Source organism: Lentzea kristufekii, assembly GCF_033949925.1.
In the GTDB taxonomy this organism is placed as follows: domain Bacteria; phylum Actinomycetota; class Actinomycetes; order Mycobacteriales; family Pseudonocardiaceae; genus Lentzea; species Lentzea kristufekii.
In genome coordinates this window covers 107,006-131,432 of the sequence record NZ_JAXAVV010000003.1, presented here as the reverse complement: position 1 = coordinate 131,432, position 24,427 = coordinate 107,006, and the positions used below count along the sequence as shown (strand labels likewise).

The following is a 24,427-nucleotide window of genomic DNA, read 5'->3' as shown; positions in this document are numbered from 1 at the left end:
GGCCTAATGGTGCGTCGGAGCCGTCGTGAGCGAACAGTTCAAGGTCGAGCCGGACGAGCTGCGCGGGTACAGCGAGCTGCTGGACCGCAACGCCCAGCACTTCCTGACCATCAAGGACCACGCCATCTCCAAGGGCGGCGACACCAGCGGATTCACCGGCCTGCTGACCTTGCTGCATCCCGTCGTGACCGGCGTCGCGCGCCTCTACGGCGAGACGCTGGACTTCGCGAACAAGACGATGCTCAAGGACGCCGACGCGCTGCGGAAGACGGCCGACTCCTACGAGAAGGTCGACCTGCAGGGCGTGCAGCTGATGCAGCAGGCCGGAGGTGGCCGATGACCACCGCGTACGCGGACGTCCAGGACCCGTCGGTCGCGCTGAACGCGGCCGCGGAGAACCGTCCTGGCCGGCAGACCACCAAGGAGCTCATCGAGGCCGCAGGGTGGAAGCTGCAGGGCGTCAACTGGATCTACGAGAAGGTCACCGGCGAGAACCTGATCGAGTCGCTGATCAGCCCGCTGGTCGGCGACTTCGAGAAGATCGACGCCAACGCCAACGCGTGGGACCAGGTCGCCAAGGCCCTGGACGCCGTCCGGCACAACGTCGGTGACGGCGTCGGTCAGCTCAACCCGCACTGGAACGGTGGCGCCGCGCAGGCGTTCGAGCGCCGCATGGACACCATGTGGGTCATCGCGATCGAGGCGGACTCCCAGGTCGCCCGGATCATCGGCAACAAGTTCCAGTCCATGGCGTCCGCGTGCCGGTCGGCCACGAAGGTCGCCCTGTTCCTGCTCGACAAGCTCTGCACCATGCTGCTCGAAGCGGCGATGACCGCGGTGATCCCGGTCGTCGGCTGGGGCCGCGCGGTGTGGATGGTCTACGACGCGATCCAGATCGTCGACGCGATCCGCAAGATCATCCAGTCGATCATGACGCTGATCGAGGGCGTGCAGGGCATGGTCGACGGCATCGTGGCCATGGGGACGGCGCTGATGAAGCTCAAGGACGTCCGGGACGTGAACGACGCGCTGGACGTCGTCGACGGCGTGCAGGACGGCAAGCAGAAGTACGACAACGGCGTGGCCGCCGCGAAGTCCGGTGCGATCGGTGTCGGCCTCGGCGCCTACAGCCTCGGCAAGGCCGGTTCCGCGGCCTCCGGCCGGTACAGCACCCCGAGCTCGGGCAGCGGCGGCGGAGCCGCCGGTGGCGCTCCTGCCCCCGCCCCGGCACCCACCGGTGGGGGTCAGCAGTGACGTTCCCCTACGACCAGGCACGGCTGCAGGCGCTGTTCTCCGAGGTCGACTCCCGGGTCGACGACCTGGGCAAGGTCGCGACCGCCGCGTCGCAGGTGCAGCGCAGGTCGCGCGGGCTCTCCGAGCAGGACCTCCGCGAGATCGAACGGTTCGCGAAGTCGCCGGGCGCGCCGAAGGAGCTCAAGGACCTCCAGCGGCGCGTGGACGCCGGCGAGATGTCGTGGGCCGACGTCGCGTCCGGCCGCGCGATGAACGACGAGGGCGTGCAGAAGGCGCTCGCGGTCGGCGTTCCCGACCTCCAGCGCGCCTACCGCGCGATCGAGGAGGGCCAGGACATCGACGACATCATCACCTCGGGCAACCCGGCCGCCCAGCAGCCGCCCCGCCCGCGCCGTGATGACGACGACGAGGACGACGGCCCGAGCCACTTCCGCAAGGACGCCTGGTAGCAGGGCCTAGACGGGCCAGTCCACCCCGCCACTGCTCGTGTGGCTGGTCCCGGTACCGCGGACGACGTCGAAGGCGACCGCGCAGGCGGTCGCCAGCGACCGCAGCGGTTCGGTCACCTGCGGGTTGATCTGGACGACGTCCCGGCGGACGCGCCTGCCGCCCCGCTTGGCGCGCCTGCCGGTCTCGATCCGCGCGATGTCGCCGAAGAGGCAGAGTTTCTGACCGTTCGCGTCGTGCAGCGACTGCTGCCACGCGCCGTGCGTCTTGATCGTCCCGATCAACTGGCCCTGAGGGGTGCTGACGCGCACCTCCGGCCGCCGGCCGAACCCCTTGCTGATGTGCATGATCGGCTGGCCGTGCGGCGCGACGACGTCGAGGTCGAACGTCGTCCAGCCGGAGAACCCGGTGTGCCGCAGCGGTCGTTGCAGGCCCGGTCCGGTGCGCTCGCGGACCACCGCGACCGGCGCGTCCTGCTCGTCGAACACCTCCACCCGGTAGTGCGGCCGGAACAACAGGCTCATCGCGGTCCACGGCTGTTCGACGTAGAGGGTGCTCACGGTGATGCAGCGTACGAGGCGTCGAGCGCGCGGGTGTGCGAAGCTTGCGACCCGTGCGAACTGAAGTGGTCTTGGACGCGAACGCTAAGTCAGAACTCGCTCGTCTCGTGAGCGAATTGGCCGTGGTGCACGGCAAGGTGACTCTCTCCAGCGGCAAGGAAGCCGACTACTACGTCGACCTGCGGAGGGCGACGCTGCACCACGCGGCGGCCCCGTTGATCGGCAGGCTGCTGCGGCAGCTCACGTCGGACTGGGACTTCGTCGCGGTCGGCGGTCTGACCCTCGGCGCGGATCCCGTCGCCTACGCCATGATGCACTCCGCCGGCGCGGACGGTGACGTGCTGGACGCGTTCGTCGTGCGCAAGGCGAACAAGGCCCACGGCATGCAGCGCCAGATCGAGGGCATCGACGTGCGCGGCCAGCGTGTGCTCGCGGTCGAGGACACCTCCACCACGGGCGGTTCGGTGCTCACGGCCGTCAACGCGCTGCGCGAGCACGGGGCCGACGTCATCGGCGTCGCCACGGTCGTCGACCGCGGCACGGGCGCCAAGGAGGCCATCGAGGCCGAGGGTCTGCAGTACCGGTACCTGCTCGACCTGAACGACCTCGGGCTCGCCTGAGGTTTTATCGAGAGCGCTTCGAGCCACCCCGTCCTAGGCTGGAGGACGGGGTGGTGCGAATGGCCAGATGGTTCGCGGAAGCGGTCATGACGCTGCACTTCGCGGTGCTGGCGTTCCTGCTCGTGGGCGGGTTCCTCGCATGGCGGTGGCGCGGCGTGATCTACCCGCACCTGGCGATCGGTGCGTGGGCGATCCTCAGTCTGCTGGTGCCGGTGACGTGCCCGTTGACGACCGCGGAGGAGTACTTCCGCGCCCAGGCGGGCATGCCGCCGCTGGGCACGGGTTTCATCGACCACTACATCGACGGCGTCTGGTACCCGGAGAGCGCGTCGACGCTGGTCCAGCTGGTGCTGGGGTCGATCGTGATCATCTCGTGGATCGGCTTCTATGCTGGTCACCGTGCTGCTCGAAGGCTTTCACGCTGTTAAGCACGCGTTGCGCTTCGGCGCCGACGTGCAGTCCTTGATCACGACGGACCTCGCCGCCACGATCAGCCTCGCCGAGACGCACGCACCGGATCTGCGCGAGCGGTTCGCGGCGGCCACCGAGGTCGACGAGGAGCAGTTCAAGCGCAGGTTCCTGATCGGCCGCATCCATCCGACGGGCGTGGCCGGGCTCGCGGACCGGCCGAACCTGCCGTTCGACCGCGGGACCCCGCTCGTACTGCTCGACAACCCGCGCAACCTCGGCAACTTCGGTGCCGCCATCCGGGTGGCCGCCGGCCTCGACGCGGGTGGCGTGATCTCCACCGGTGACGTCGATCCGTGGCACCCCAACGTGCTGCGCGGATCGGCCGGGCTGCACTTCGCGCTGCCGGTCGCCAGGGCCACGAGCCTCGACTTCGCCGGTGAGCTCATCGCGTTCGACGCGGGCGGTGAGCTGCTGAAAGGCCCGATCCCGGACGACGCCGTGCTGGCGTTCGGCTCGGAGCGCCACGGGCTCTCGGCCGAGGTCCGCGCGAAGGCCTCCCGGATCGTCAGCCTGCCCATGCGCGAGACGATCAGCAGTTACAACCTCACAACTTCTGTGGCCATGGGCCTGTACCACTGGGCGATTCACCGAGCTTCTTGACCGGTCAAGCGCTCACCATGACCAGGTGGTGATCGCGAAACTGCTGGCGGCACGCGCGGGTGTCGCGGAGCGCGCGGTGTACTCCAGGCACCTTCGGCGGGTCTGGGGTGTGCCGGGCACGCTTCTCGGAGCGCGGGCGTGGCCCCCGCTCTTCAAGGACAAGATCCACACCAGCTTCAACTACTGGTGGCAGGCGCACCTGCTGGACTGCATGATCGACGGCTACCTGCGCTCGCCCAACGAGCTGCGCAAGACGGCCATCGCGAAGGTCGTGCGGGGCATCAGGGTGCGCAACGTCCTGGGCTGGACCAACGACTTCTACGACGACATCGCGTGGCTCGGCCTGGCCCTGCAACGTGCCCAGCACGAGGTCGGCATCGCGAAGCCCAAAGCGCTTGACGCGATCGCCGTGCGGCTGCGCGACGGCTGGACCGACCACGCCGGTGGCGGCATCTGGTGGAAGCGCAACGACGACTTCAAGAACGTCCCCGCGAACGGCCCGGCCGCGATCTTCCTGGCCCGCCAGAACGAACGCACCGACCTCGCCCGCGCACGGTCCATCGTGGACTGGGTCGAGGAGCACCTCGTCGATCCCGGGAACGGCCTCGCGTGGGACGGTCTGCACGTCCACCCGAACGGCGAGATCCGCGAGTACGAGAAGAACATCTACACGTACTGCCAAGGAGTTCTCATCGGCGCGTGCGTCGAGCTCGCCCAGCACGGCCAGCCGGACAAGTGGCTCGACAAGGCCGCTCGCACGATCACCGCGGTGCACGACGACCTCGCCACCAACGGCGTGATCCGGGGCCAGGGCGGTGGCGACGGCGGCCTGTTCGCGGGCATCCTCGTCCGCTACCTGGCCCAGGCCGCGCTGATCATTCCCGACCTCGACCCCGAACGGCACGAGACCGCGGACCTGGCCAGGGAACTCGTGGTGCAGTCGGCGGAAGCGGCGTGGAACAACCGCGTGATGGCGGTGAGCGGGCCGCTGTTCGGTCCGGAGTGGACTGCCCCGGCCGACGAGGAGGAGGGCCGCGACCTGTCCGTCCAGCTCGGTGGCTGGATGTGCCTGGAAGCGGCCGCCCTGCTCGAACGGAACGGTCTGGACGTCGCTACGGCTTGAGCCAGCCGAGCAACGTCTTCGCGTCCTCGCGGAACTGCTCCGGCGAGTCGTCCAGCACGAACTCCAGCAGCGCGTTGCGCTCGACGCCGTCGCGCGCGAGCTCGGTCAGCACCGGCTTCCAGAGATCACGGCGCTCGGCGAGCGGGAACCGTTCGTTGAAGCCACCGGTTCCCCACGAGAAGACGTGGGCTGTCACGGGTTCCAGCGTTCGCACCTCGTGCACGGCGGAGAACACGTCCTGGCCTCCGCGCGGCTGCCAGTACGACACCACGCCGTCGACTTCGTCCAGCAGCTGCACCGTCGAGTCCAGCGTGTCCGTCAGCGTGTTCCGGTGGTACTCCAGCGCGATCTTCGTGCCCATCGCCTCGGCGTGTTCGACGGCGTGTTGCAGTGCCTCGATCACCGGTGTGCGGTCAGGGCATTCCTCCGAGCCGGACGTGCCCGCCCAGACCCGCACGAACGGCGCGTCCAGTTCGGCCGCGGTCTCCAGGATCGGCGCCAGGTCGGTCCGGTCCGAGACGCCCGCGCGGTAGTACGACCCGTACGCGGCCACCTTCAGACCGGTGTCCAGTGCCCGTCGTGCCGCCGCGAAGTCGCCGGGCGGCACGTGCACGTCGCCGCCCCACTCGACGGCCTGCAGCCCGCACTCCGTCGCCAGCGCGCCGATCTCTTCGATCGTCAGCTGCCGGAACGTCACCGAGACCAGTCCCGGGATCAGCATCCGCAGGACTGCCTGTGCCGGAGCGAGGGCGCGAGCCGGATCGTCTCCGGCGGCCTCTGCGGGTCGGCGATGCGGGAGAGCAGCAGCTTCACCGCGGTCCGGCCGATCTCCTCGACCGGCTGCGCCAGTGTCGTGAGCGGCGGTTCGATCAGGGTGGCCCACTCGACCTCGTCGTAGGCGACGACGGCCAGGTCCGTGCCGAGCTTCAGGCCGCGGGCCCGTGCCTCGTGCAGCATGCCGACCGTGACGAGGTGGTCCGCGGCGACGACGGCCGTTGCCGGGTCGTCCTGGTCGAGCAGCGGTGCGAGCCAGCCGCTCTGCGACACCAGTGCCTCGTCCCACTTCAGGCCCGCGCGGCCGAGGCCGAGGCGGTAGCCGAGGATGCGTTCCTCGGTCGTCGCCACGCCCGCCTGGCCGCAGACGATGCCGATCCGGCGGTGCCCCAGTTCCGCGAGGTGTTTCACCAGACCCGACGTGGCCTGCACGTTCTCCGGCCCGACCTGGTCGATGTCCTTGGCCACGGTCAGCCGGTCGACCAGCACCGTGGGAATGTTCAGTCTTTTGAGCTCCGGCAGCACGAGGCTTCCCCCGGTGCCGGCGGACGGTGTGAGCAGCAGCCCGTCGACTCTTCGCGAGCGCAGTGTTCTGACCGCGGTCTGCTCGGATTCGGGGGTGTCCCTCGTGTCGATCAGCACGAGCGAATAGCCGTTGCGAGTCGCCTCGGACTCGATGGCGGCGATCAGCTCGGCGAAGTACGGGTGGGAGACCAGCGACACGGCCAGGCCCAGCGACTTCGTGCCGCCCATGACCAGCGATCGCGCGATGGCGTCGCCCGTGTACCCGGTCTCGTCGATCGCCTTCTGGACGCGCTCGCGCGTGTCCCCGGCGACCGGCCTCGTCTCGTTGATCACGTGTGACACCGTGGTGATGGAGACCCCCGCGAGAGCCGCGACATCCCGCATGGTGACCATGACCTGGGACCCTACCCGTTTGGAGGAAGGCCAGATGGCAGCCGTGCTGTGTGTCGGGCTCACAACTCTCGACGTGACCCAACGGGTGGACGAGTTCCCAGATCCCGGGCAGAAGATCCGCTCGCTGGGCGCGGTGCTGTCGCCCGGCGGTCCGGCTGCCAACGCGGCCCGCGCGGTCGCGGCACTGGGCGGTAGGTCCGCGTTGCTCACCGCACTGGGTGCCGACGCATTGGGTGAATTCGTCAGGGCCTCCTTGGACCCGGTCCAAGTGACGGCGGTACCGGGCACGACGCCCGTGAGCATGGTCGTCGTCAGAGACGCTGATGGGGAGCGCACGGTCGTTTCCCGGAACGCCTCGGTGCCGGTGACAGCGCCGGATTTGTCTGATCTTCTGGCTGCCGCGGACGTGGTGCTCTTGGACGGACACCACGAAGGCCTGGCGATCCCCGTCGCCCGGCAGGCGAAAGCGCTGGGATTGCCTGTGGTGCTCGACGCCGGGAGCTGGAAACCTGTCCTCGATCACCTGTTGCCGCTGGTGGACGTGGCCGCCTGCTCTCACGGGTTCGAGCGGTCCGAGGCCGAGGTGCACTCCTGCGGGGTGCCGCTGGTCATTCGCACGCACGGTGCGGAGCCGGTCACCTGGTCGCGGAACGGCTCGGCAGGAGAGCTGCCCGTCCCCGCGGTGGCGGTGAAGGACACGAACGGTGCCGGCGACGTCTGGCACGGCGCGTACGCCTACGCGCTGGCGTCAGGCGCGGACCCGGTGGGTGCCATCGGCTTCGCGTCGGAGGCGGCCGCCGTTCGCGTCGGTGCGGTCGGGGACTGGGTTGAGGAGCTGGCACGGTGGCAGGACAGCAGGTCAGGTTCGACGAGCTGCTAGAACGGGCTCGGGTTCTCACCGATCAGGGTGAGCGCAAGATTCTCGGCATCGGCGGCGCACCCGGTTCGGGCAAGTCGACACTCGCGCGGCGGCTCGTCGAGGCACTCGACGGCCAGGCCGTGCTCGTCGAGATGGACGGCTTCCACCTCGCGCAGAGCGAGCTCGAACGGCTGCGGCTGGTCGAGCGCAAGGGCGCGCCCGACACGTTCGACATCCCCGGTTACGTGGACCTGCTCGGCCGGATCAAGGCGTGCGGCCCGGACATGATCTACGCGCCGGAGTTCCGCCGCGAGATCGAGGAACCGATCGCCTGCGCCGTGCCCGTGCACCCGGACGTCCCGCTCGTCGTCACCGAGGGCAACTACCTGCTGCTCAACTACGACAAGTGGAAACGCGTCCGGATCATCCTGGACGAGGCTTGGTTCCTGTTCATCGACGAGGACGTGCGCGTGCAGCGCCTGATCGACCGGCACCTGCGGTACGGGCGCACCTTGTCGGAGGCGGAGGAACGAGTGCTGCACGGCACGGACCACGTCAACGCGTTGATGGTGAACTCGTCGAAGGGATCGGCGGACCTGCTGATCACCGAGGTCCTGTAGGCAACCGGATCGGCGGCGTGCGCGTGCTTCCCGCGGGGGGATGAACATGGACTCTGCGCTGGGAATCCTGTTGCGCCATCACCGGATCGCCGTCGGACTCACCCAGGAGGCGCTGGCCGAGAAGGCGGGCCTGAGCGGTCAGGCCGTCGGCTCATTGGAACGGGGCGACCGCCGGCATCCCCATCGCGCCACGGTGCTCCGGCTCGCCGACGCGCTCGGCCTGTGCGCGGACCAGCGGGCCGAGTTCGCCGCGGCCGCCGCCCGCACGCCCAGACCTCGCCACATGCCGTGCGCACCGGTCCGGCAGCTGCCCGCCGCGCCGGTGCGGTTCTCCGGGCGGGAGGCCGAGGTCGCCGAGCTGACCGGCCTGGTCGAACGGTCGGGCGTGGTGGTCGTCGCAGGCATGGCGGGCGTCGGCAAGACATCGCTCGTGTTGCACGTCGCCCATCGCGTCGGTGAGCTCTTCCCCGACGGCCAGCTCTACCTGGACCTGCGCGGAAGCCTGCCGCCGCAGGACGCGCTGGGCCAGCTGTTGCGCGCGCTCGGCCGGCCCGACCACGGCGGAACGCTGGCCGAGACCGCCGCGCGGTTCCGGTCCGCACTGGCCGGAAAGCGGGTGCTGCTCGTGTTCGACGACGCGGCGACGGTCGGCCAGATCCAGCCGTTGCTGCCCGGCACCGCGGGCTGTGCGGCGGTCGTGACCAGCCGCCGGGCCATGGACACCCTGCCGCAGGCCCGTCACCTGAGGCTGGACGTGCTGCCCGAACGCGAGGCGCTCGAGCTGCTCGCGGCCTACGCGGGCCCGGAACGGACCGGCGCCGACCCCGAGGCCGCGGCGCGGGTGGTGGAGCAGTGCGGCCGGCTGCCGCTCGCCGTCCACCTCGCCGGTGCCCGGCTCGCGTCCCGCCCGGCCTGGCCGCTCGCCCACCTCGCGCGCCGCCTGGCCGTGCGCAGGCTCGACGAACTGGACCGCGACGACGCGGGGATCCGGGCGGGCTTCGCCGTGTCCGTCGACCAGCTGGACCCGGCGGACCAGCGCGCGTTCACGCTGTTCGGCGTCTTCGAGGACGTGTCGTTGCCGGTCGCCGCCCGGCTGCTCGACGTGGACGGGCTCGCCGCAGAGCTGGTGCTGGAACGGCTGGCCGACCTGCACCTGCTGCGGGCCACGACGCCCGGCCGCTACCGGATGCACGATCTCGTCCGGACCTACGCGCGCGAACAGCCCGCGGACCCCGCGGCGCTCGGCAGGGTCGCCGGCCTGTTCGTCGCGGTGGCGTGGCGGTCGGTGGCGCTGGCCGTGCCGCACAGCTTCCGCGGGACCTGGGCCGATCCGGCGTGGGCGGAGGGCGCACCGGACTTCACCACGGCCGCGGCGGCCTTCGCGTGGCTCGACGAGCACCGCCCGCACCTGATCGGCCTCTGCCGGACGCCCGGTGTGCCGGCCTGGGCGCTGGTGCGGCTCGCGACCGGCCTGTTCCCGTACTACCTGAGCCGCGGCCATCGCGCGGACTGGGCCGAGATGTGCGGGCTGGCGTTGCCCGCGGCGAGCGACCCGCCGGCGCACGTGATCGTCGAGATGGACCTGGGTGTCGCGCTGCGCGACGCCGGCCACCTGCGCCGTGCCCTGGCGGGGTTCCGGGAACTGGGCGACACCAACGGCGTGGCGGTCTGCCTCACCAACCTCACCGAGGTGGTGGAGACCGTCGAGACCGGTGAGGAGAGCCTCGCTCTGGCCCGTGAGCTGGGACTGAAGTGCGTCGAGGCCGCGGTCCTGGAACACCTGGGAAGTGCCTACGGCAAGAGTGGAGACCACGCGCGCGAGCTCCGTTGCTACCAGGCCAGCCTGCGGCTCAGCTCTCTCGAAGGCGACGAGCGCGGGTGCGCGGGCGTGCTGCACCGGATCGGCGCGCTGCACCGCCGGTCAGGCCGGGCCGAGGAAGCCGCGACGGCGCTGGCGCGGAGCCTGCACCTGTTCCGCGAGGGTGCGGACGCGGCGGGCGAGGCGGCGAGCCTGGAGGAGCTGGGGCTGGTGCACCTGCTGCGCCGGGACCGGGCGACGGCGGCCGAGACGTTGCGCCTCGGCCTCGGCATCGCCGAGCGGCACGGCGACCTGAGACGGCAGGCGAGCCTGCGGCAGCACCTCGCGAAATGTGGAGGTTCGTCGTAGAGGTTGTCGCTGTTGAGGTCCTTGCGTTCTCGCAACCATCAACGACATGAACAACTTCTCGAGGAAACTCGCCAGGACGGTCGTCGCCGGCGCACTCGCAGCCGTGGCCGTCGCCGTCGCCACGCCCGCCGCCTCGGCCGCGGGACGCGACGGCGCGTGCAACAACAACGAGTTCTGCCTGTACTGGGGCCCCGGCAAGTTCGGGTCGCTGTCGGACTTCACGACGTCGATCGACACCTACGGCGAAACGCAGCCGACGTGCTACGAGTACCGGACGCCGGGCCGGCCCGGCTATCGGGAGTGCGTCAAGAACAACGCGATGTCGGCGTGCAACAACAGGTCACGAGCCGTGCGCGTGTATTTCAACAGCTACCACGAAGGTCCGTACGACACGATCCCCGCGAAGGCCTGCCGAGACCTCGTCAACACTGAGAACCAGAACGCGTCGCACCTGTTCCTCTGACGGATCAGCGTGCCTGCGGGTGGCTGATGTGCTCCAGGTCGTCACTGGATTCGTCGATCGGCTTCGCCATCTCCTGGCGGTAGCGCCAGATGCCCCAGCCGGTGCCGCCCAGGAAGAACGCGACGCTGACGACGATCGCCGCGGTCTCGAGCCACGGGAGCTGCTGCAGGATGCCCGCGCCGTAGTAGCCGGCCAGCACCAACGTCGGCACCCAGGCGATGGCACCGATGGTCGTGGCGAGGGTGAACCTGCGGAGGTCCATCCTGGCCGCGCCCGCGATCATCGGTGCCAGCGTGCGGATCCACGGGATCCAGCGGGCGAGCACGACGGCCCAGAACCCGCGGCGGTCGAGGAACTCGCCCGCGCGTTTCAGGTTCTGCCGGTTCAGCACCTTGCCGCCCTTGCGGGCGAGCACGCGCGTACCGGTGCCCCGGCCGATGAAGTACCCGACCTGGTTTCCGACGACGGCGATGATCAGAGCCGCGAGGGACAGCAGCCACGCCGACAACTCGCTGTTGTGCGTCGCCAGCACCACGCCGGCCGCGAACAGCAGCGAGTCACCGGGCAGGAAGAGCCCGAAGATGAAAGCGCACTCGACGAAGATGAAGCTCAGCACGATGACCCAGACGGCCACCGGACCCGCGGTCTCCAGCGAGGCGAAAGCATGCGCCACGGTGAACCAGCCTACGTCGTGCTGCGCCGGCGGCACGGCGACATCGGGCTGACGGGTGGGCCAAATCTGGATTGAGCACGCCGAGTCAGCACGTGAACTCCCTTCGGTCGAGATCACCGTCGAGTGAACCAGTCGAATCGGACTAGCGTGGGAGATATGGAGAGCTTGCTCGCTGAACTCCGCACCGCCGTGGGTGATTCCGGCGTCCTGACCGATGCCGACGTCACCGCGAGCTACCAGCGCGACATGATGCCGCTGGCGCCGCACGGCAGTCCGCTGGCGGTGGTGTTCCCGCTGAACACCGAGCAGGTCCAGGCGGTGGTGAGGGCCTGCGCGAGCCACCAGGTCCCGATCGTCCCCCGTGGCGCGGGCAGCGGTCTCTCCGGCGCGGCGAACGCCATCGAGGGCTGCGTCGTCCTGGTCACGACCAAGATGGACGCGATCGTCGAGATCGACACCGACAACCGCCTCGCCGTCGTCGAGCCGGGCGTGGTCAACCTCGACCTGCGCGGTGCCGTGGAGAAGCACGGCCTGTTCTACCCGCCGGACCCGAGCAGCTACGACTGGTGCACGATCGGCGGCAACCTCTCCACCAACGCAGGCGGCCTGTGCTGCGTGAAGTACGGCGTGACCACCGACTCCGTGCTCGGCCTGGAGGTCGTGCTCGCCGACGGCGAGGTTTTGCGCACGGGCCGCCGCACGGTCAAGGGCGTGGCGGGCTACGACCTCACCAAGCTCTTCATCGGCTCCGAGGGCACGCTCGGCGTGATCACCAAGGCCACGCTGGCGCTCAAGCCCCTGCCGCAGGCCCCGGCCACGCTGGTCGCCGCGTTCAGCAGCACCGCCACGGCGGGTGCCGCGGTCAGCCGGATCGTCCGCGAGGGCCTGGTGCCGTCCCTGATGGAGATCATGGACCGCACCTCGATCGAGGCCGTCGAGCAGTACCTGAAGACCGAACTGGGTGCCGGGCCGGGCTGCGCGGCGTTGCTGATCTGCCAGTCCGACGCCGGAGGCGAGCAGGCCAGGCACGAGCTGCAGAAGATCGAGGAGATCTGCCTGGAGGCCGATCTCGTCTACGCGACCCACGACGTCAACGAGGGCCGTGACCTGCTGACCGCGCGCCGGGCCGTGCTGACCGCGCTGGAGATCTACGGCTCGTGGCTGACGGACGACGTGTGCGTGCCGCGCACCCGCATCGCCGAGCTCATCCAGGGCTGCGAGGACATCTCCGCGGAGGTCGGCCTCAAGATCGCCGTCGTCGGCCACGCCGGCGACGGCAACATGCACCCGACGATCGTCTACGACCCCACCGACGCGGACCAGTTCGCCCGCGCGCAGAAGGCGTTCGACGACATCCTCGCGGTCGGGCTCGCGCTGGGCGGCACGGTGACCGGTGAACACGGCATCGGCAAGATCAAGCGCGAGTGGCTGGCGAAGGAGATCGGGCCGGTCGGCCTCCGGGTCCACCGCGAGATCAAACGCGCGCTGGACCCGGAGAACCTGTTCAACCCCGGCTCGATGTTCTAGTCAGCAGCACGTCTGCTGCTGAACCGGTGGGAACGGTTCCTGAGCTGCCTTCTCCACGTCGGCGAGCATCTGCCGCCGCACGTCCGGGCCGAGCACCCGGCCCCGCGTCAGCACGGTGTGGATCCGTTGCGTGTTGCGGATGTCGGACAGCGGGTCGCCGTCCAGCACGACGAGGTTCGCGGCCTCACCGGGTTTGATCGCGGCGCCCCGCGTACCGGCCTTGAGCGCCGCCTTCGGCGACAGGCCCGCGTCGACCAGCAGCTCCAGTTCGTCGTGCACCGAGAAGCCGGAGAACGAGTACGGGTTGCCCGCGTCCGTGCCGAGCAGGATCTCGACGCCGTGCGCGTGCATCTCGGCGACCTGTTCCTGGCGGCGCCGGAAGAACTCGGCCTGCTGCCGGATCTCCTGCGGTGTCACCGGAACCCACCGCGTCAGGCCGTCGCGCCACAGGTCCCGGTAGAACGCCGGCATGTACTTCATCCGCGGGTCGTTCGCGAACCTGTCCGCGGGACTCGAGTACACCCGCATCGCGACCATCGTCGGGCACAACGCGGAGTTGTTGCGCTGCAACCGCTTCGCCAGCTGAAGAGCCTTGCTCCGGCTGTGCGAGAGCGTCGCCTGCCGTTCGAACTCCAGCACCCGCTTGAACCACGCGAACGGGTCCGCCGGGTCGAGCGGCAGGTCCGCGATCGCCTGGCGCAGCTGGGTTTCCCGCGTGCTGGTGGCGAGCGGCAGGCCGTACATGTGCTCGAACGTGCGCTGCCCCAGGTCACTCGCGTCGCCCAGCGGCACGTGGTTCGAGCAGTGCCCGGCGAACGTGATGGCCTGCCGGGAGCACTCGTCGGCGATGGCCGCGAGCGTCGGACGATCCAGGTAGGAGTACACCTTCACGAAGTCCGCGCCCTTGGCGTCCCGCACGGCCTGCCGGCCCTCGTCGGGAGTGCTGACGATCATCGCGCCGGGCAGCGTGGAGTGCGGTCCGTCGATGATCATGCTGCCGACGACCAGCCGGGGGCCGAACACCTCGCCGCGCTCGATCCGTTCGCGCAGCTCGTAAATGGGCGGGAAGCCCCACATCTCACGGATGCCCGTCACGCCGTTGACCAGGCACAGCGGCAACGTGACCCGGTCCAGGAACGCGCCGTGCACGTGCATGTCCCACAGTCCGGGGATGACGAACTTGCCGTCGAGGTCGAGCACCGTGGAACCGCGCGGCAACGGCAGGTCGCACGAGCCGACGGCGAGAATCCTGTTGTCCGCCAGCACGATGGTCGAGCCGGGCCGGACGCCGGACGAGTCGATGAGCGTCACGCCGCGCACCGCGGTGACACCGGCCGAAGCCTGTGCCCGGCCCGGTAGCAGGCCCGCGCCCGCTGCCGCACCGAGCCCGGCCAGCCATCCCAGCAGTTCACGTCGAGTGGTGTCGGTCATGCCGTTCAACCAACACCTTGACGTTGCGTGAGACTCAAATCCTTTCGAGCGGCGTGTTCCGGCGGTCACGCGGCACGGCAGGTCCTGAGGTAGCTGAGGAACGAGGCCTGCAGACCGGTCACGTGCGTGTCGCGCAGCACCTCGCTGGTGACGGCCGCGCCGCGGGAGGTGAGGCGGTGCAGGACGGTGGCCGCGTTCTTGGTGAGGTTCTGGTAGATGGGCACGTTCCCGAGGATCTCCCGGTCGTTGAAGGTCAGGTGGAGCTTGGCCGGCTGGTCGCCCAGCTCCTGGATCTGCGCGAAGATCCGGCTGTCCTCGCTGGCGACGCCCGGGCTGCCCGCTCCGATGCTCTCGAAGAGAGTGGTGCCGGTGAGCCAGGCGTAGAGGCTGAAGAGTCCGCCGTAGGAGTAGCCGAAGAGGCCGTGACCGCTCGTGGCCGTGCCGTAGTCGCGTTCGATCCGAGGGTGCAGTTCCGAGGTGAGGAAGTTCAGGAACGCATCGCCCCTGGTGTCCCGCAGCTCGTCGAGATAGGCGTCGGCTTCATCGCGGGTCATCGCACCCGTCCGGACTCCCATCTCCACGGCGTCGAGGAACTCCTGGGCGACGGGCTCGCCGGGTGGCACGAGGTCCCTGTTGCGCAGCCTCGCCCAGTGCTCCGCATCCTCACCCGCGTAACCAACGCTGACCTGGATGTACGGCTTGATCCGCTGCATGGGGTCCTGCTGGGTGACGATGAGCGGGGCCGTCATGCCCACCGCCCAGTTGCCGTCGAGCACGTACACGACGGGTGCCTGCGCTGTGGCGGGGTCGTAGCGCGGCGGCGTGGTGACCCAGACGCCGTAGTCGTGCCCACCGCTGGAGCGCATCTCGAAGTAGTCGGTGTCGGCCAGGCAGCCGTGCCACATGGTGCTCATCGGAGATCCTTCACAACACGTCCGGCTTGGACGAGTACAGCGTCGAGCCGCTCACCGGACCGTTTTCCATTGGATAAATGCCTTGTCCAATGGATAAACTGTGGGGGTGGTCCTGTCAAGCACGGCACGCAACGGCGATGCACGCGAGCGCCTCCTGACGCGTCTCCTCGACGTCTTCGACGACGGCCTCCCGCCACCGGAGACCTCGCTCCGCGAGATCGCGGCCCGGACCGGGACCAGCCACGCGCTCCTGCGATACCACTTCGGGTCGCTCACGGGAGTCCTGGCGGCGATGCTCGCGGCACAGCGGACCCGCGACAACGAGGCGCTGTTCCGGGACGCCGGGCAGGGCACCTTCGCCGACCTCGTCCTGGCGATCTGGCGTGCCTACACCCGCCCGGAGCAGCTGTCGCGCATCCGCGGGTTCTTCCACGTCGTGGGGCTGGCCGCGTACAGCCCGGACGACTTCCGCGAGTTCATCTCGTCGCTGGACGACCTCACCAGGATGCTGGCCTCGCTGGCGGAGCGCGAAGGGCTCGCCACCGGGGAGGCGCTGACCAGGGCCACCGTCGCCGTCGCCGCGATCCGCGGCCTGCTGCTGCAGGAGGTGCTGACACCGGGAGTGTGCTCGGAGGACGCGGTCGCGCTGATCCTGGGCATGGGCCCGAAGCAAAAGGCCCGCCTGTCGTAACAGGCGGGCCTCGCTGTGTTCGGTGATCCGGTGGGTCAGCGCTCCACGCGGGGGATGATCTGCGTCGAGTCGTCCTGCAGCGTTGCCTGCATGACCTGCGTGATGTCGTCCGCCTCTTCCTCCAGCAGCGACTTCTTCTCCCTGCGCGCCTTGATCACCTCGATGATGATCGGCACGATCGACAGGAAGACGATGGCCAGCAGCGTGATCTCGAGGTTCTCCTTGATGAAGGAGACCTGGCCGAGGAAGTAGCCCAGGATCGTCAGACCCGCGGCCCATGCGACGCCGCCGATCGCGGAGTACGTGAAGTACTTCTTCGGGTCCATCTTGCCGACACCGGCCATCGCCGTGATGAACGTGCGGACGATCGGCACGAACCGGGCGAGGACGATGGCGCGCGCGCCGTACTTGTCGAAGAACTCCTGCGTCTTGTCGACGTACTCCTTCTTGAAGATCTTCGACTCGGGCTTGCTGAACAGCGCGGGACCGGCCTTCTGGCCGATGTAGTAGCCGACGACGTTGCCGACGAACGCGCACACCGTCAGCAGCACGCAGACGAGCCAGAGCGGGGTGTCGATCGTGCCCGCCGCGACGAAGAGACCCGCCGTGAACAGCAGCGAGTCGCCGGGCAGGAAGAAACCGACGAGGAGCCCGCACTCCGCGAAGATGATGAGGCACAACCCGATGAGCATGTACGGGCCGAGCCCGTTCAGCAGAACGGTGGGGTCCAGCCAGTCAGGGCCCAATGCAATCGTCACGGCGACAACGGTACAGGTCAGCTCAGGGTGATCACTGCGGCCACCGCGCCCGCTGCCAGGCCCAACAACAACGCGAGACCCAGGATCCACCAGACCGGCATCGGCGAGGGGGGTTCATCGGCAATTGGGGCATGCGCGACAAATCCGGCATTCGTGCTGGTCGCCTGCGCTCGCAACGCGTCGGTCACCAGTCGTTCCGGATCGTCCGCCATGCACCTAGTCCTTGACCCACTCGCCCCTGACCATCACGTCCCTCGGCTTCAATTCTGCATCCAGGACGACGATGTCCGCCGCACAACCCGGCTGAAGCTTGCCGGTGTCGAGGCCGAGCAGTTCGGCGCCACGGGTGGACGTCGCGTGCACGGCCTCCATGAGCGTCAGCCCGCAGGAGTTGACGGCGTTGCGGAACGCCACGTCCATGGTGAGCGTGCTGCCGGCCAGCGCGGCGCCACCGGCCAGCGTCGGCACCCCGTCGACGACGCGCACTTCGAGGCCGCCGACGTCGTACACGCCGTCACCGACACCGGCGGCCGCGATGGCGTCGGTGATCAGGATCGTGCGCTTGCTGCCCGCGTGCCGCGCGGCGAGACGGACCGCGGTCGGGTGCAGGTGCACCAGGTCGCAGATGAGCTCGACGGTCACGCGGTCGTCGTCCAGCAGCGCGCCGATCGGGCCGGGCTCGCGGTGGTGCAACGGGCGCATGCCGTTGAACAGGTGCGTCGCCACCGACGCGCCGGCGTCGACGGCCGGGCGGACCTGCGCCTCGGTCGCGTCGGTGTGGCCGATGGCGGCGATGACGTCGTTGTCCACGAGCTGGTGCACGGCCCGGACCGCGCCCTCCAGCTCGGGTGCGATGGTGATCATGCGGACGGTGCCCTTGCCCGCGTCGAGCAGCTTCGTCACCGACGTCTGCTCCGGCGGGCACAGGATCGCCGGGTCGTGCGCGCCGCAGCGTGCGGCGGACAGGAACGGGCCCTCCAGGTGGATGCCCGCGACCACGCCCTCCTGGGTCAGCTCGGCCAGAGCGGACACCTGGTCGGCCAGTTCCGGCACCGGACGCGAGACCAGCGAGGCCAGCAACGTCGTGGTGCCGTGCCGGCGGTGCGCCGACGCGGCCTTGCGAACCTTCGCCGGATCGCTGCTGGTGAACGCGTCACCGCCACCGCCGTGGCAGTGGATGTCGACGAATCCGGGCACGATCGTGCAGCCGCTGACGTCGGTCACCGGGCCTTCGGGTGCCACTCCCTCACCGACCGCGGCGATCCTGCCGTCGCGAACGCTCACCCACCCGTTCTCGAGCACTCCACCAGGCGTGACGACCCGACCACCGGTCAGGATCACGTCGACCGGTCCACCCCACGTGCTCATCACGCCTCCAGCGTGTCGATGGCCAGCAGCGCCGCGCCGAGGAAGCCCGCCTCGTCGCCGAGCGCCGCGAGCCGAAGCTCCGGTCGGCGCTGGAAGGCGATCAGGCCGTCCAGCCTTTCCCGCAAGGGATCCACCAGCAGGTCTCCCGCCAGTGCGAGCCCACCGCCGAGCACGACGGCCTCCGGACCGAGCAGCGTCGCCAGCACCAGGATCCCCCTGGCGAGCGCGTCCACGGCCTCGTGCCACACGGCGACGGCGTCCTGCTCCCCGTCCCTCACCCTGAGTGCGACCTCAGCGGCTCCCTTGACGGGGGTGCCGGTACGCGCGGTGTACCGGCGGGCGATCGCCGCGGAGGACGCCACTGTCTCCACGCAGCCGATCTGGCCACAGGCGCACGGCACGCCGTGGCCCACGTTCACATGTCCGATCTCACCGGCGTAGCCCTCGCCGCTGTAGATCCTGCCGTCCAGCAGCAGCGCGCCGGCGATCCCGGTGCCGATCGGCATGATCACCGCGTTGCGCAGGTCCTTGGCGGCACCCATGCGGCATTCGGCGAGGCCTGCCGCGCGCACGTCGTGGCCGAACGCGACGGGCACGCCCAGCCGTTCGGTCATGACCGCGCTGAACGGGAACTGGCTCCACGGCAGGTTCGTCGTGTAGACGCCGACGCCGTTGGCCTCGTCCACGATGCCCGGCGCCACGATCCCCACGGCGTCGATCTCGTGCTCGGAGGCGTTGCGGAGCTCGTCGACGAGCTCGGCGATGACGTCGAGGAGGGGCGCCAGCTCACCGGGAGTCGCCCGGCGCGCGTGCTTCTGCGCCGCGACCGACTCCGAAGTGCCGGTGACGAGCGCCGCCTTGGTTTCGGTGCCACCGATGTCAACGGCGACCACGTGTCTGCGTGCCACGGGAACTGATCCTGCGGCATGGGAGGCCTATTGGTCTATACCAAGTACCGATTTGGGCGCGTGGTCTTACTGGCTGAAACCGCCCGCATCGGGCAAAACGGCCTCAACTGGGGAAACGGTGAAGTTTGTTGCCTGGTGGGCTCAGCCCGCCATGATCTTCTGGAGGGCGTCCAGAGCACGGGAAGCCGTCGACTTCACGGTGCCCTTCGAGATGCCGGTGGCCTCGGCGATCTCCGCCTCGGACAGGTCGCCGTAGTAGCGCAGCACGAGCACCTCGCGCTGGCGCGGCGGAAGCTGCTGCAACGCCTTGACCACGGCCTGGTGCTCCGCCGTCAGCATCGCGAGCGATTCGGCCGAACGTGCGTTCGCCACGTGCGGCGGCGTGTAGTCGCGGGCCGTCTTGCGCCGGCGCAGCACGCTGCGGGAGCCGTTGACCACGGCCGTGCGGAGGTAGCCGACTGCCGCCTGGGAGTCGCGCAGACCCTTCCAGTTGCGGTGCAGGCCGGTGAAGGCCTCCTGGACCACGTCCTCGGCCGTCGAAGGCTCGTCGACGAGCAGCAGCGCGAGCCTGACCAGGCGCATGCGGTGCTGCTTGTACAGGTCTTCGAGCGTGAGGGGCCCTGCGGGAGGTCCTGCGACGCCGTCCTTGATTCGCAGGTTGGTCAGGGTGTCCTGCACGGTGCGCGGAGTTTCTTCGCCAACCACAAGGTAGGACGGTACCGGTCAGCTTCACTACGGTGGAGGCATGGCCCGCTTTGCAGTGGAATTGGTGTTCGGCCCGGATCGCGAGAAGCGCCTCGCGGTGCGCCCCGAACACCGCGAGTACATCACCTCTCTCGCCGAGAAGGGCGTGGTCCTCGCCTCAGGTCCGTACGCGGACGACACCGGCGCGTTGATCATCTACGAGGCGGCGGACGAAGCCTCCGTGAAGGAGATCATCGCCGCCGACCCCTACACGCCCGCGAACGTCGCGGAGTGGCGCATCCGCGAGTGGAACGCGCTGCTCGGCTCCTGGGTCGCGTGACATGGCCGCGCCTCCGGCGCGGCGGCGAGTTCGTCCTGAAGTCGGTCGTCCGGCCGAATCGCTCACGCCGAAATGGGCTTCGCCGATTTCGGCGTGAGCGGTTGACCGGACGACCGACACGAACTCGCGATCAACGACTTGCGGCCTGCCCGCCCGGCCCGACCAGGCCTGACGTGTCGCTCGCGGCCATCTGCCGGTCGGCGTCGGCCACCTCCTCGACCGCCTGGCGGTCCACGACCACCGGCGTGAACGCGCGGAAGTACTTCAGAACGCCGACCCAGCCGGGGACGTGGACCGCCTTAGCCCGCTTCTCGATGCCCTTGACCACGGCCCTGCCGACGTTGCGGACGGGGTACTTCTTGCCGGCGACGCCCGGCATGCCCTGGCGCAGCTTGCCGAAGACCGGGTGCTCGTCGGCGCTGTTGACCATGTCCGTGGAGATCCACGAGAAGTACGCCGTGCCGACGTCCACGCCCAGGTGCCTGACCTCGGCCCGGAGGCTGTCCGCAAACGCTTCGCAGCCCGCCTTCGCCGCCGAGTAGGCCGCGTTGCCGGGGATGTGGACGATCGCCGCGAGCGACGAGACGACCAGGCAGTAGCCGCGGCTCTTGATCAGGTGTGGCAGCGCCGTGCGGACCGTGCGCCACACGCCGAGCAGGTTGACCTCGATGACGCGTTCGAACGCCTTCGGGTCCATCGAGCGCACGAACCCGGTGGCCGCGATGCCCGCGTTCGCCACCACGACGTCGATGCCGCCGAAGTGGGCCGCGACCTCGTTCATGACCCGGTCGAGCACGTCCCAGTCCGTGACATCGGCTTCCCACGCCTTGCCGCCGGTCTCCCGCGCGACCTCTTCGAGCTGGGCTTTCTCCAGCCCGACGAGCGCGAGACGAGCCCCGCGCCCGGCCAGTTGCCTCGCCACCTCGGCGCCGATGCCCCTGGCCGCGCCGGTGATCAGTACCACCTTGCCCGTGACGTCCATGCTCGTCACGGTAACGCAACCTACTCCCGGTAAGCTACTGGCAAGTTAAATTGCGCTCAGGCGGTCCACCTCGGCCTGGGTGAGCTCCAGGGTCAGCAGCGGAAGCAGGTCGCTGAGCTGCTCCGACGTGCGCGCGGACGCGATCGGCGCGGCCACCGTCGGCTGCTGGGCGAGCCACGCGAGGGCGACCGACGCGACCGTGGTCTCGTGCGTCTCGGCCAGCTCGTCGAGCACTTCGAGCACCTGCAGACCGTGCTCGTCGAGGTACTTCGAGGCCGCACCCGCCCGTGCGCTCTCGACCTCGACGCCCGGCCGGTACTTGCCGGTCAGGAAGCCCTTCGCGAGCGACCAGTAGGGCACGGTCGCCAGGTCGTGCTTCGCAGCGGTGTCCTGCAGGTCGCCCTCGAACTTGTCGCGGCTGACCAGGTTGTACTCGGGCTGCAGCGCCACGAACTTCGCGAAGCCCTCGCGTTCCTGGATCTCCAGCGCCTTCGCCAGCCGTTCGGCGGAGAAGTTGGACGCGGCGAGGTACCGGACCTTGCCGTCGCGGACGAGCTGGTCGTAGGCGGCCAGCGTCTCCTCCAGCGGCGTGTTCGGGTCGTCGAGGTGGTTGTAGTAGAGGTCGATGTGGTCGACGCCGAGCCGCTTCAGCGAGCGTTCCGCGGCGGTCAGCACGGTGTCGCGCTTCTGGTTGTTGAAACCGGTGAGCATGCCGACCTTCGTGGCCACCACGACCTGGTCGCGGTCGCTGCGCCCGGCCAGCCACCTGCCGATGATCGTCTCCGACTCGCCGCCGGAGTTGCCGTCGGCCCAGGCCGAGTAGGCATCGGCGGTGTCGAGGAAGTTCCCGCCCGCCTCGACGTAGGCGTCGAGCACTGCGAACGACTGGTCCTCGTCTGCGGTCCAGCCGAACACGTTGCCGCCCAGGCAGAGGCGGGACACGGTCAGCTCGGTGGTGCTCAAGATCGGCATACTGCGAAAGGTAGTCGCCACGACGATTGGGGTTCGGATGCTGGGAACGTTCGGGGTCTGGGGTTCGCACTACGAGTGGGCCGGGAAGATCGGCGAGGTCGCGGAGCTCGAAGCGCTCGGCTACGGCACCTTCTGGATCGGCGCCTCGCCGGACATCGCCCTGGTGGAGCAGGCGCTGGACGCCACGACGTCGATGACGATCGCCACCGGCATCACCAACGTCTGGCAGACCGAGCCGGAGGCGATCTCCGCCGAGTTCCACCGGCTCGCGAGCGACAGGTTCCTGCTCGGCGTCGGCGCGGGCCACCGGCAGCTCGACCAGGCCTACGAGAAGCCCTACGACAAGCTCGTGTCCTACCTCGACCGGCTCGACGTGCCGGCCGACCGGCTGGTGCTCGCCGCCCTCGGCCCGAAGGTGCTGAAGCTCGCCGCCGACCGGACCGCGGGCGCGCACCCGTACCTGGTGCCGGTCGAGCACACCGCCGAGGCGCGCAAGGCGCTCGGCGACAAGCTCCTCGCGCCCGAGGTGACCGTCGTCGTCGACGAGGACCCGGACGCCGCGCGGGCCATCGCGCGCGAGAAGCTGGCGATCTACTTCACGCTCACCAACTACGTGAAGAACTGGCGGCGGTACGGGTTCAGCGAGGAGGACGTCCAGGGGTCGGACCGCCTCCTGGACGCGCTGGTCGCGCACGGCAGCCCGGATCAGGTGGCCGCGAAGCTGCAGGCGCACGTCGACGCGGGTGCCGACCACGTGGCCGTCCAGTCGCTGAACGGCCACTACGCGGAACTGGCGTCGGCCCTCGGGCTCAGGCGCTGATCTCGACGCCCTTCCAGAACGCCACGTGGCCCTTGATCTGCTTCGCCGCTTCCTTCGGCTCGGCGTAGTACCAGGCCGCGTTGGTGTTCTCGGCGCCGTCGACCTGCAACGAGTAGTAGTTCGCGTCGCCCTTCCACGGGCAGTGCGAGGTGTGGTCGGTCGGCTTCAGGACGTCCGGATCCACGGACTCCAGGGGGAAGTAGTGGTTGCCCTCGACGACGACCGTGTCGTCGCTCGAAGCGATGATCTTGCCGTTCCACTGAGCGGTTGCCATGTCATCCACTATCCCCCTACCGGCCGGTAGCGCAGATCGGCTGGTCAACTGCTACTTGATCGATCACTCTGTGATGGCGGCCACCGCGCCGGCCCCGTGACACAGCCTCGTAGGATGCGAGTCGACACCCGTTCAGGGCGCCTGAGGAGGACCACCGATGCCCATCGCAACTCCCGAGGTCTACGCGGAGATGCTGGACCGGGCCAAGGCGAACGAGTTCGCCTACCCCGCCATCAACGTCACGTCGTCGGAGACGCTCAACGCGGCTCTGCGCGGCTTCGCCGAGGCTGAGAGCGACGGCATCATCCAGGTCTCGACCGGCGGTGCCGAGTTCGCCTCGGGCACCAAGGTCAAGGACATGGTGACCGGCGCCGTGGCGCTTGCGGAGTTCGCGCACGTCGTCGCCGCGAAGTACCCGGTCAACATCGCGCTGCACACCGACCACTGCCCGAAGGACAAGCTCGACGGGTACGTGCGTCCGCTGATCGCGATCAGCCAGGAGCGGGTGGACAAGGGCGGCAACCCGCTCTTCCAGTCGCACATGTGGGACGGCTCGGCCGTCGCGCTGGACGAGAACCTCCAGATCGCGAGCGAGCTGCTCGACCTCTCCGCCAAGGCGAAGCTCGTCCTCGAGATCGAGGTCGGCGTCGTCGGTGGCGAGGAGGACGGCGTCGACAACGAGATCAACGACAAGCTCTACACGACGCCCGAGGACTACCTGAAGACCGTCGAGGCGCTCGGCGCCGGTGAGAAGGGTCGCTACCTGCTCGCCGCGACGTTCGGCAACGTGCACGGCGTCTACAAGCCGGGCAACGTGAAGCTGCGCCCGGAGATCCTCAAGCAGGGTCAGGACGTCGTGGCGGAGAAGCTCGGCCTCGCGGCCGGCTCGAAGCCGTTCGACCTGGTCTTCCACGGCGGCTCCGGCTCGCTGCTCGAGGAGATCCACGAGGCCGTGTCGTACGGCGTCATCAAGATGAACATCGACACGGACACGCAGTACGCGTTCACCCGTCCGATCGCGGCGCACATGTTCGCGAACTACGACGGCGTGCTGAAGATCGACGGCGAGGTCGGCAACAAGAAGGCCTACGACCCGCGCAGCTACCTCAAGGCCGCTGAGCAGGCCATGGCCGCCCGCATCGCCTCGGCGTGCGAGCACCTCAAGTCGTCGGGCCGCATGATCGCGGGCTGACACCGGTTGTGAGGAGG

30 protein-coding genes are annotated in these 24,427 nt (G+C 69.3%); 16 read left to right on the top strand and 14 right to left on the bottom strand.

Annotated features, from left to right (window positions below; all coding sequences use genetic code 11):
- Nucleotides 1-25 precede the first annotated feature (25 nt).
- The 3 genes from SK571_RS07480 to SK571_RS07470 are packed head-to-tail and all read left to right on the top strand — an operon-like array spanning nucleotide 26 to nucleotide 1,703.
- Complete coding sequence (locus tag SK571_RS07480; RefSeq protein ID WP_319983288.1) at nucleotides 26-340, top strand: hypothetical protein; 315 nt, start codon at nucleotides 26-28, stop codon at nucleotides 338-340.
- Nucleotides 337-1,254 (top strand): WXG100 family type VII secretion target, encoded by a 918-nt coding sequence (locus SK571_RS07475; protein ID WP_319983287.1) that lies wholly within the window; start codon nucleotides 337-339, stop codon nucleotides 1,252-1,254. Before SK571_RS07480 ends, SK571_RS07475 begins: the two co-directional genes overlap by 4 nt.
- Nucleotides 1,251-1,703: a hypothetical protein gene (locus tag SK571_RS07470; protein WP_319983286.1), complete on the top strand. Its 453-nt coding sequence runs from the start codon at nucleotides 1,251-1,253 to the stop codon at nucleotides 1,701-1,703. Before SK571_RS07475 ends, SK571_RS07470 begins: the two co-directional genes overlap by 4 nt.
- A gap of 6 nt (nucleotides 1,704-1,709) precedes the next feature.
- On the opposite strand, the gene SK571_RS07465 is transcribed toward SK571_RS07470, so the two are convergent.
- The gene (locus SK571_RS07465) at nucleotides 1,710-2,261 is read right to left on the bottom strand and encodes an LURP-one-related/scramblase family protein (RefSeq protein WP_319983285.1); all 552 of its coding nucleotides are present in this window, start codon (nucleotides 2,259-2,261) and stop codon (nucleotides 1,710-1,712) included.
- Between the two features lie 65 nt (nucleotides 2,262-2,326).
- Between SK571_RS07465 and pyrE the strand changes: the two genes are divergently transcribed.
- From pyrE to SK571_RS07445, 4 genes are read left to right on the top strand one after another with little or no spacing between them, the layout of a single operon-like run.
- On the top strand, nucleotides 2,327-2,881 hold the full coding sequence (gene pyrE / locus SK571_RS07460; protein ID WP_319983588.1) for an orotate phosphoribosyltransferase: 555 nt from the start codon (nucleotides 2,327-2,329) through the stop codon (nucleotides 2,879-2,881).
- 59 nt (nucleotides 2,882-2,940) lie between these two features.
- Nucleotides 2,941-3,309 carry a DUF2784 domain-containing protein gene (locus SK571_RS07455; RefSeq protein ID WP_319983284.1) on the top strand — a complete coding sequence of 123 codons (369 nt, stop codon included), beginning with the start codon at nucleotides 2,941-2,943 and terminating at the stop codon, nucleotides 3,307-3,309.
- Complete coding sequence (locus SK571_RS07450; RefSeq protein WP_319983283.1) at nucleotides 3,269-3,952, top strand: TrmH family RNA methyltransferase; 684 nt, start codon at nucleotides 3,269-3,271, stop codon at nucleotides 3,950-3,952. Before SK571_RS07455 ends, SK571_RS07450 begins: the two co-directional genes overlap by 41 nt.
- 25 nt (nucleotides 3,953-3,977) lie before the next feature.
- A complete protein-coding gene (locus SK571_RS07445; RefSeq protein ID WP_319983282.1) occupies nucleotides 3,978-5,075 on the top strand; it encodes a glycoside hydrolase family 76 protein in 1,098 nt (365 codons plus the stop codon).
- On the opposite strand, the gene SK571_RS07440 is transcribed toward SK571_RS07445, so the two are convergent.
- Entirely contained in the window at nucleotides 5,065-5,796 is a 732-nt protein-coding gene (locus tag SK571_RS07440) for a sugar phosphate isomerase/epimerase family protein (protein ID WP_319983281.1), read from the bottom strand. The genes SK571_RS07445 and SK571_RS07440 overlap by 11 nt on opposite strands.
- Nucleotides 5,790-6,767, bottom strand: a complete 978-nt coding sequence (locus tag SK571_RS07435) for a LacI family DNA-binding transcriptional regulator (RefSeq protein ID WP_319983280.1) — start codon at nucleotides 6,765-6,767, stop codon at nucleotides 5,790-5,792. Before SK571_RS07435 ends, SK571_RS07440 begins: the two co-directional genes overlap by 7 nt.
- Nucleotides 6,768-6,801: 34 nt before the next feature.
- On the opposite strand from SK571_RS07435, the gene SK571_RS07430 reads away from it, so the two are divergent.
- From SK571_RS07430 to SK571_RS07415, 4 genes are read left to right on the top strand one after another with little or no spacing between them, the layout of a single operon-like run.
- On the top strand, nucleotides 6,802-7,647 hold the full coding sequence (locus SK571_RS07430) for a PfkB family carbohydrate kinase (RefSeq protein ID WP_319983279.1): 846 nt from the start codon (nucleotides 6,802-6,804) through the stop codon (nucleotides 7,645-7,647).
- Complete coding sequence (locus SK571_RS07425) at nucleotides 7,611-8,246, top strand: nucleoside/nucleotide kinase family protein (RefSeq protein WP_045315649.1); 636 nt, start codon at nucleotides 7,611-7,613, stop codon at nucleotides 8,244-8,246. Before SK571_RS07430 ends, SK571_RS07425 begins: the two co-directional genes overlap by 37 nt.
- 46 nt (nucleotides 8,247-8,292) lie before the next feature.
- Nucleotides 8,293-10,413, top strand: a complete 2,121-nt coding sequence (locus tag SK571_RS07420) for an ATP-binding protein (RefSeq protein WP_319983278.1) — start codon at nucleotides 8,293-8,295, stop codon at nucleotides 10,411-10,413.
- A gap of 46 nt (nucleotides 10,414-10,459) precedes the next feature.
- Nucleotides 10,460-10,876: a peptidase inhibitor family I36 protein gene (locus SK571_RS07415; RefSeq protein ID WP_319983277.1), complete on the top strand. Its 417-nt coding sequence runs from the start codon at nucleotides 10,460-10,462 to the stop codon at nucleotides 10,874-10,876.
- Between the two features lie 4 nt (nucleotides 10,877-10,880).
- On the opposite strand, the gene SK571_RS07410 is transcribed toward SK571_RS07415, so the two are convergent.
- The gene (locus SK571_RS07410; protein ID WP_319983276.1) at nucleotides 10,881-11,549 is read right to left on the bottom strand and encodes a DedA family protein; all 669 of its coding nucleotides are present in this window, start codon (nucleotides 11,547-11,549) and stop codon (nucleotides 10,881-10,883) included.
- Between the two features lie 156 nt (nucleotides 11,550-11,705).
- Here SK571_RS07410 and SK571_RS07405 point away from each other — a divergent pair, with 156 nt between their 5' ends.
- On the top strand, nucleotides 11,706-13,076 hold the full coding sequence (locus SK571_RS07405) for an FAD-binding oxidoreductase (RefSeq protein ID WP_319983275.1): 1,371 nt from the start codon (nucleotides 11,706-11,708) through the stop codon (nucleotides 13,074-13,076).
- Here SK571_RS07405 and SK571_RS07400 read toward each other — a convergent pair whose 3' ends face one another.
- Together SK571_RS07400 and SK571_RS07395 are read right to left on the bottom strand one after the other, a co-directional pair.
- A complete protein-coding gene (locus SK571_RS07400) occupies nucleotides 13,077-14,507 on the bottom strand; it encodes an amidohydrolase family protein (protein ID WP_319983274.1) in 1,431 nt (476 codons plus the stop codon). It lies immediately after the preceding gene.
- A 65-nt stretch (nucleotides 14,508-14,572) separates the two neighbouring features.
- Nucleotides 14,573-15,421 (bottom strand): alpha/beta hydrolase, encoded by an 849-nt coding sequence (locus SK571_RS07395; RefSeq protein ID WP_319983273.1) that lies wholly within the window; start codon nucleotides 15,419-15,421, stop codon nucleotides 14,573-14,575.
- A gap of 106 nt (nucleotides 15,422-15,527) precedes the next feature.
- On the opposite strand from SK571_RS07395, the gene SK571_RS07390 reads away from it, so the two are divergent.
- Complete coding sequence (locus SK571_RS07390; RefSeq protein WP_319983272.1) at nucleotides 15,528-16,112, top strand: TetR/AcrR family transcriptional regulator; 585 nt, start codon at nucleotides 15,528-15,530, stop codon at nucleotides 16,110-16,112.
- A 35-nt stretch (nucleotides 16,113-16,147) separates the two neighbouring features.
- On the opposite strand, the gene SK571_RS07385 is transcribed toward SK571_RS07390, so the two are convergent.
- The 5 genes from SK571_RS07385 to SK571_RS07365 form a co-directional block, all read right to left on the bottom strand.
- On the bottom strand, nucleotides 16,148-16,870 hold the full coding sequence (locus tag SK571_RS07385; RefSeq protein ID WP_319983271.1) for a DedA family protein: 723 nt from the start codon (nucleotides 16,868-16,870) through the stop codon (nucleotides 16,148-16,150).
- Nucleotides 16,871-16,887: 17 nt separating this feature from the next.
- Nucleotides 16,888-17,082, bottom strand: a complete 195-nt coding sequence (locus SK571_RS07380; RefSeq protein WP_319983270.1) for a hypothetical protein — start codon at nucleotides 17,080-17,082, stop codon at nucleotides 16,888-16,890.
- A 4-nt stretch (nucleotides 17,083-17,086) separates the two neighbouring features.
- Nucleotides 17,087-18,238, bottom strand: coding sequence for an N-acetylglucosamine-6-phosphate deacetylase (gene nagA / locus SK571_RS07375; protein ID WP_319983269.1), 1,152 nt, complete (start codon nucleotides 18,236-18,238; stop codon nucleotides 17,087-17,089).
- Nucleotides 18,238-19,146: an ROK family protein gene (locus tag SK571_RS07370; RefSeq protein ID WP_319983268.1), complete on the bottom strand. Its 909-nt coding sequence runs from the start codon at nucleotides 19,144-19,146 to the stop codon at nucleotides 18,238-18,240. The genes nagA and SK571_RS07370 overlap by 1 nt, the downstream gene beginning before the upstream one ends.
- Nucleotides 19,147-19,287: 141 nt before the next feature.
- Nucleotides 19,288-19,851 (bottom strand): SigE family RNA polymerase sigma factor, encoded by a 564-nt coding sequence (locus SK571_RS07365; protein ID WP_319983267.1) that lies wholly within the window; start codon nucleotides 19,849-19,851, stop codon nucleotides 19,288-19,290.
- Nucleotides 19,852-19,891: 40 nt separating this feature from the next.
- On the opposite strand from SK571_RS07365, the gene SK571_RS07360 reads away from it, so the two are divergent.
- The gene (locus SK571_RS07360) at nucleotides 19,892-20,170 is read left to right on the top strand and encodes a YciI family protein (protein ID WP_319983266.1); all 279 of its coding nucleotides are present in this window, start codon (nucleotides 19,892-19,894) and stop codon (nucleotides 20,168-20,170) included.
- 130 nt (nucleotides 20,171-20,300) lie between these two features.
- Here SK571_RS07360 and SK571_RS07355 read toward each other — a convergent pair whose 3' ends face one another.
- Both SK571_RS07355 and SK571_RS07350 read right to left on the bottom strand, forming a co-directional pair.
- The gene (locus SK571_RS07355; RefSeq protein WP_319983265.1) at nucleotides 20,301-21,152 is read right to left on the bottom strand and encodes an SDR family oxidoreductase; all 852 of its coding nucleotides are present in this window, start codon (nucleotides 21,150-21,152) and stop codon (nucleotides 20,301-20,303) included.
- A gap of 45 nt (nucleotides 21,153-21,197) precedes the next feature.
- Entirely contained in the window at nucleotides 21,198-22,124 is a 927-nt protein-coding gene (locus SK571_RS07350) for an aldo/keto reductase (protein WP_319983264.1), read from the bottom strand.
- Nucleotides 22,125-22,161: 37 nt separating this feature from the next.
- Here SK571_RS07350 and SK571_RS07345 point away from each other — a divergent pair, with 37 nt between their 5' ends.
- A complete protein-coding gene (locus SK571_RS07345; RefSeq protein WP_319983263.1) occupies nucleotides 22,162-22,944 on the top strand; it encodes a TIGR03620 family F420-dependent LLM class oxidoreductase in 783 nt (260 codons plus the stop codon).
- On the opposite strand, the gene SK571_RS07340 is transcribed toward SK571_RS07345, so the two are convergent.
- Nucleotides 22,934-23,218, bottom strand: coding sequence for a DUF427 domain-containing protein (locus SK571_RS07340; protein WP_319983262.1), 285 nt, complete (start codon nucleotides 23,216-23,218; stop codon nucleotides 22,934-22,936). The genes SK571_RS07345 and SK571_RS07340 overlap by 11 nt on opposite strands.
- Before the next feature lie 157 nt (nucleotides 23,219-23,375).
- Between SK571_RS07340 and fbaA the strand changes: the two genes are divergently transcribed.
- Complete coding sequence (fbaA, locus tag SK571_RS07335; RefSeq protein ID WP_319983261.1) at nucleotides 23,376-24,410, top strand: class II fructose-bisphosphate aldolase; 1,035 nt, start codon at nucleotides 23,376-23,378, stop codon at nucleotides 24,408-24,410.
- The last annotated feature ends 17 nt before the right edge of the window (nucleotides 24,411-24,427 follow it).

Excerpts from the sequence above, each read along its gene's own strand:
- SK571_RS07440 (WP_319983281.1), bottom strand. The coding sequence starts at position 5,796 with ATGCTGATCCCGGGACTGGTCTCGGTGACGTTCCGGCAGCTGACGATC.
- nagA (WP_319983269.1), bottom strand. The coding sequence starts at position 18,238 with ATGAGCACGTGGGGTGGACCGGTCGACGTGATCCTGACCGGTGGTCGG.
- SK571_RS07455 (WP_319983284.1), top strand. The coding sequence starts at position 2,941 with ATGGCCAGATGGTTCGCGGAAGCGGTCATGACGCTGCACTTCGCGGTG.
- fbaA (WP_319983261.1), top strand. The coding sequence starts at position 23,376 with ATGCCCATCGCAACTCCCGAGGTCTACGCGGAGATGCTGGACCGGGCC.
- SK571_RS07420 (WP_319983278.1), top strand. The coding sequence starts at position 8,293 with ATGGACTCTGCGCTGGGAATCCTGTTGCGCCATCACCGGATCGCCGTC.
- SK571_RS07430 (WP_319983279.1), top strand. The coding sequence starts at position 6,802 with ATGGCAGCCGTGCTGTGTGTCGGGCTCACAACTCTCGACGTGACCCAA.
- SK571_RS07350 (WP_319983264.1), bottom strand. The coding sequence starts at position 22,124 with ATGCCGATCTTGAGCACCACCGAGCTGACCGTGTCCCGCCTCTGCCTG.
- SK571_RS07405 (WP_319983275.1), top strand. The coding sequence starts at position 11,706 with ATGGAGAGCTTGCTCGCTGAACTCCGCACCGCCGTGGGTGATTCCGGC.
- SK571_RS07450 (WP_319983283.1), top strand. The coding sequence starts at position 3,269 with ATGCTGGTCACCGTGCTGCTCGAAGGCTTTCACGCTGTTAAGCACGCG.
- SK571_RS07345 (WP_319983263.1), top strand. The coding sequence starts at position 22,162 with ATGCTGGGAACGTTCGGGGTCTGGGGTTCGCACTACGAGTGGGCCGGG.
- SK571_RS07475 (WP_319983287.1), top strand. The coding sequence starts at position 337 with ATGACCACCGCGTACGCGGACGTCCAGGACCCGTCGGTCGCGCTGAAC.
- SK571_RS07355 (WP_319983265.1), bottom strand. The coding sequence starts at position 21,152 with ATGGACGTCACGGGCAAGGTGGTACTGATCACCGGCGCGGCCAGGGGC.
- SK571_RS07415 (WP_319983277.1), top strand. The coding sequence starts at position 10,460 with ATGAACAACTTCTCGAGGAAACTCGCCAGGACGGTCGTCGCCGGCGCA.
- SK571_RS07340 (WP_319983262.1), bottom strand. The coding sequence starts at position 23,218 with ATGGCAACCGCTCAGTGGAACGGCAAGATCATCGCTTCGAGCGACGAC.
- SK571_RS07395 (WP_319983273.1), bottom strand. The coding sequence starts at position 15,421 with ATGAGCACCATGTGGCACGGCTGCCTGGCCGACACCGACTACTTCGAG.
- SK571_RS07400 (WP_319983274.1), bottom strand. The coding sequence starts at position 14,507 with ATGACCGACACCACTCGACGTGAACTGCTGGGATGGCTGGCCGGGCTC.
- SK571_RS07435 (WP_319983280.1), bottom strand. The coding sequence starts at position 6,767 with ATGGTCACCATGCGGGATGTCGCGGCTCTCGCGGGGGTCTCCATCACC.
- SK571_RS07360 (WP_319983266.1), top strand. The coding sequence starts at position 19,892 with ATGGCCCGCTTTGCAGTGGAATTGGTGTTCGGCCCGGATCGCGAGAAG.
- SK571_RS07380 (WP_319983270.1), bottom strand. The coding sequence starts at position 17,082 with ATGGCGGACGATCCGGAACGACTGGTGACCGACGCGTTGCGAGCGCAG.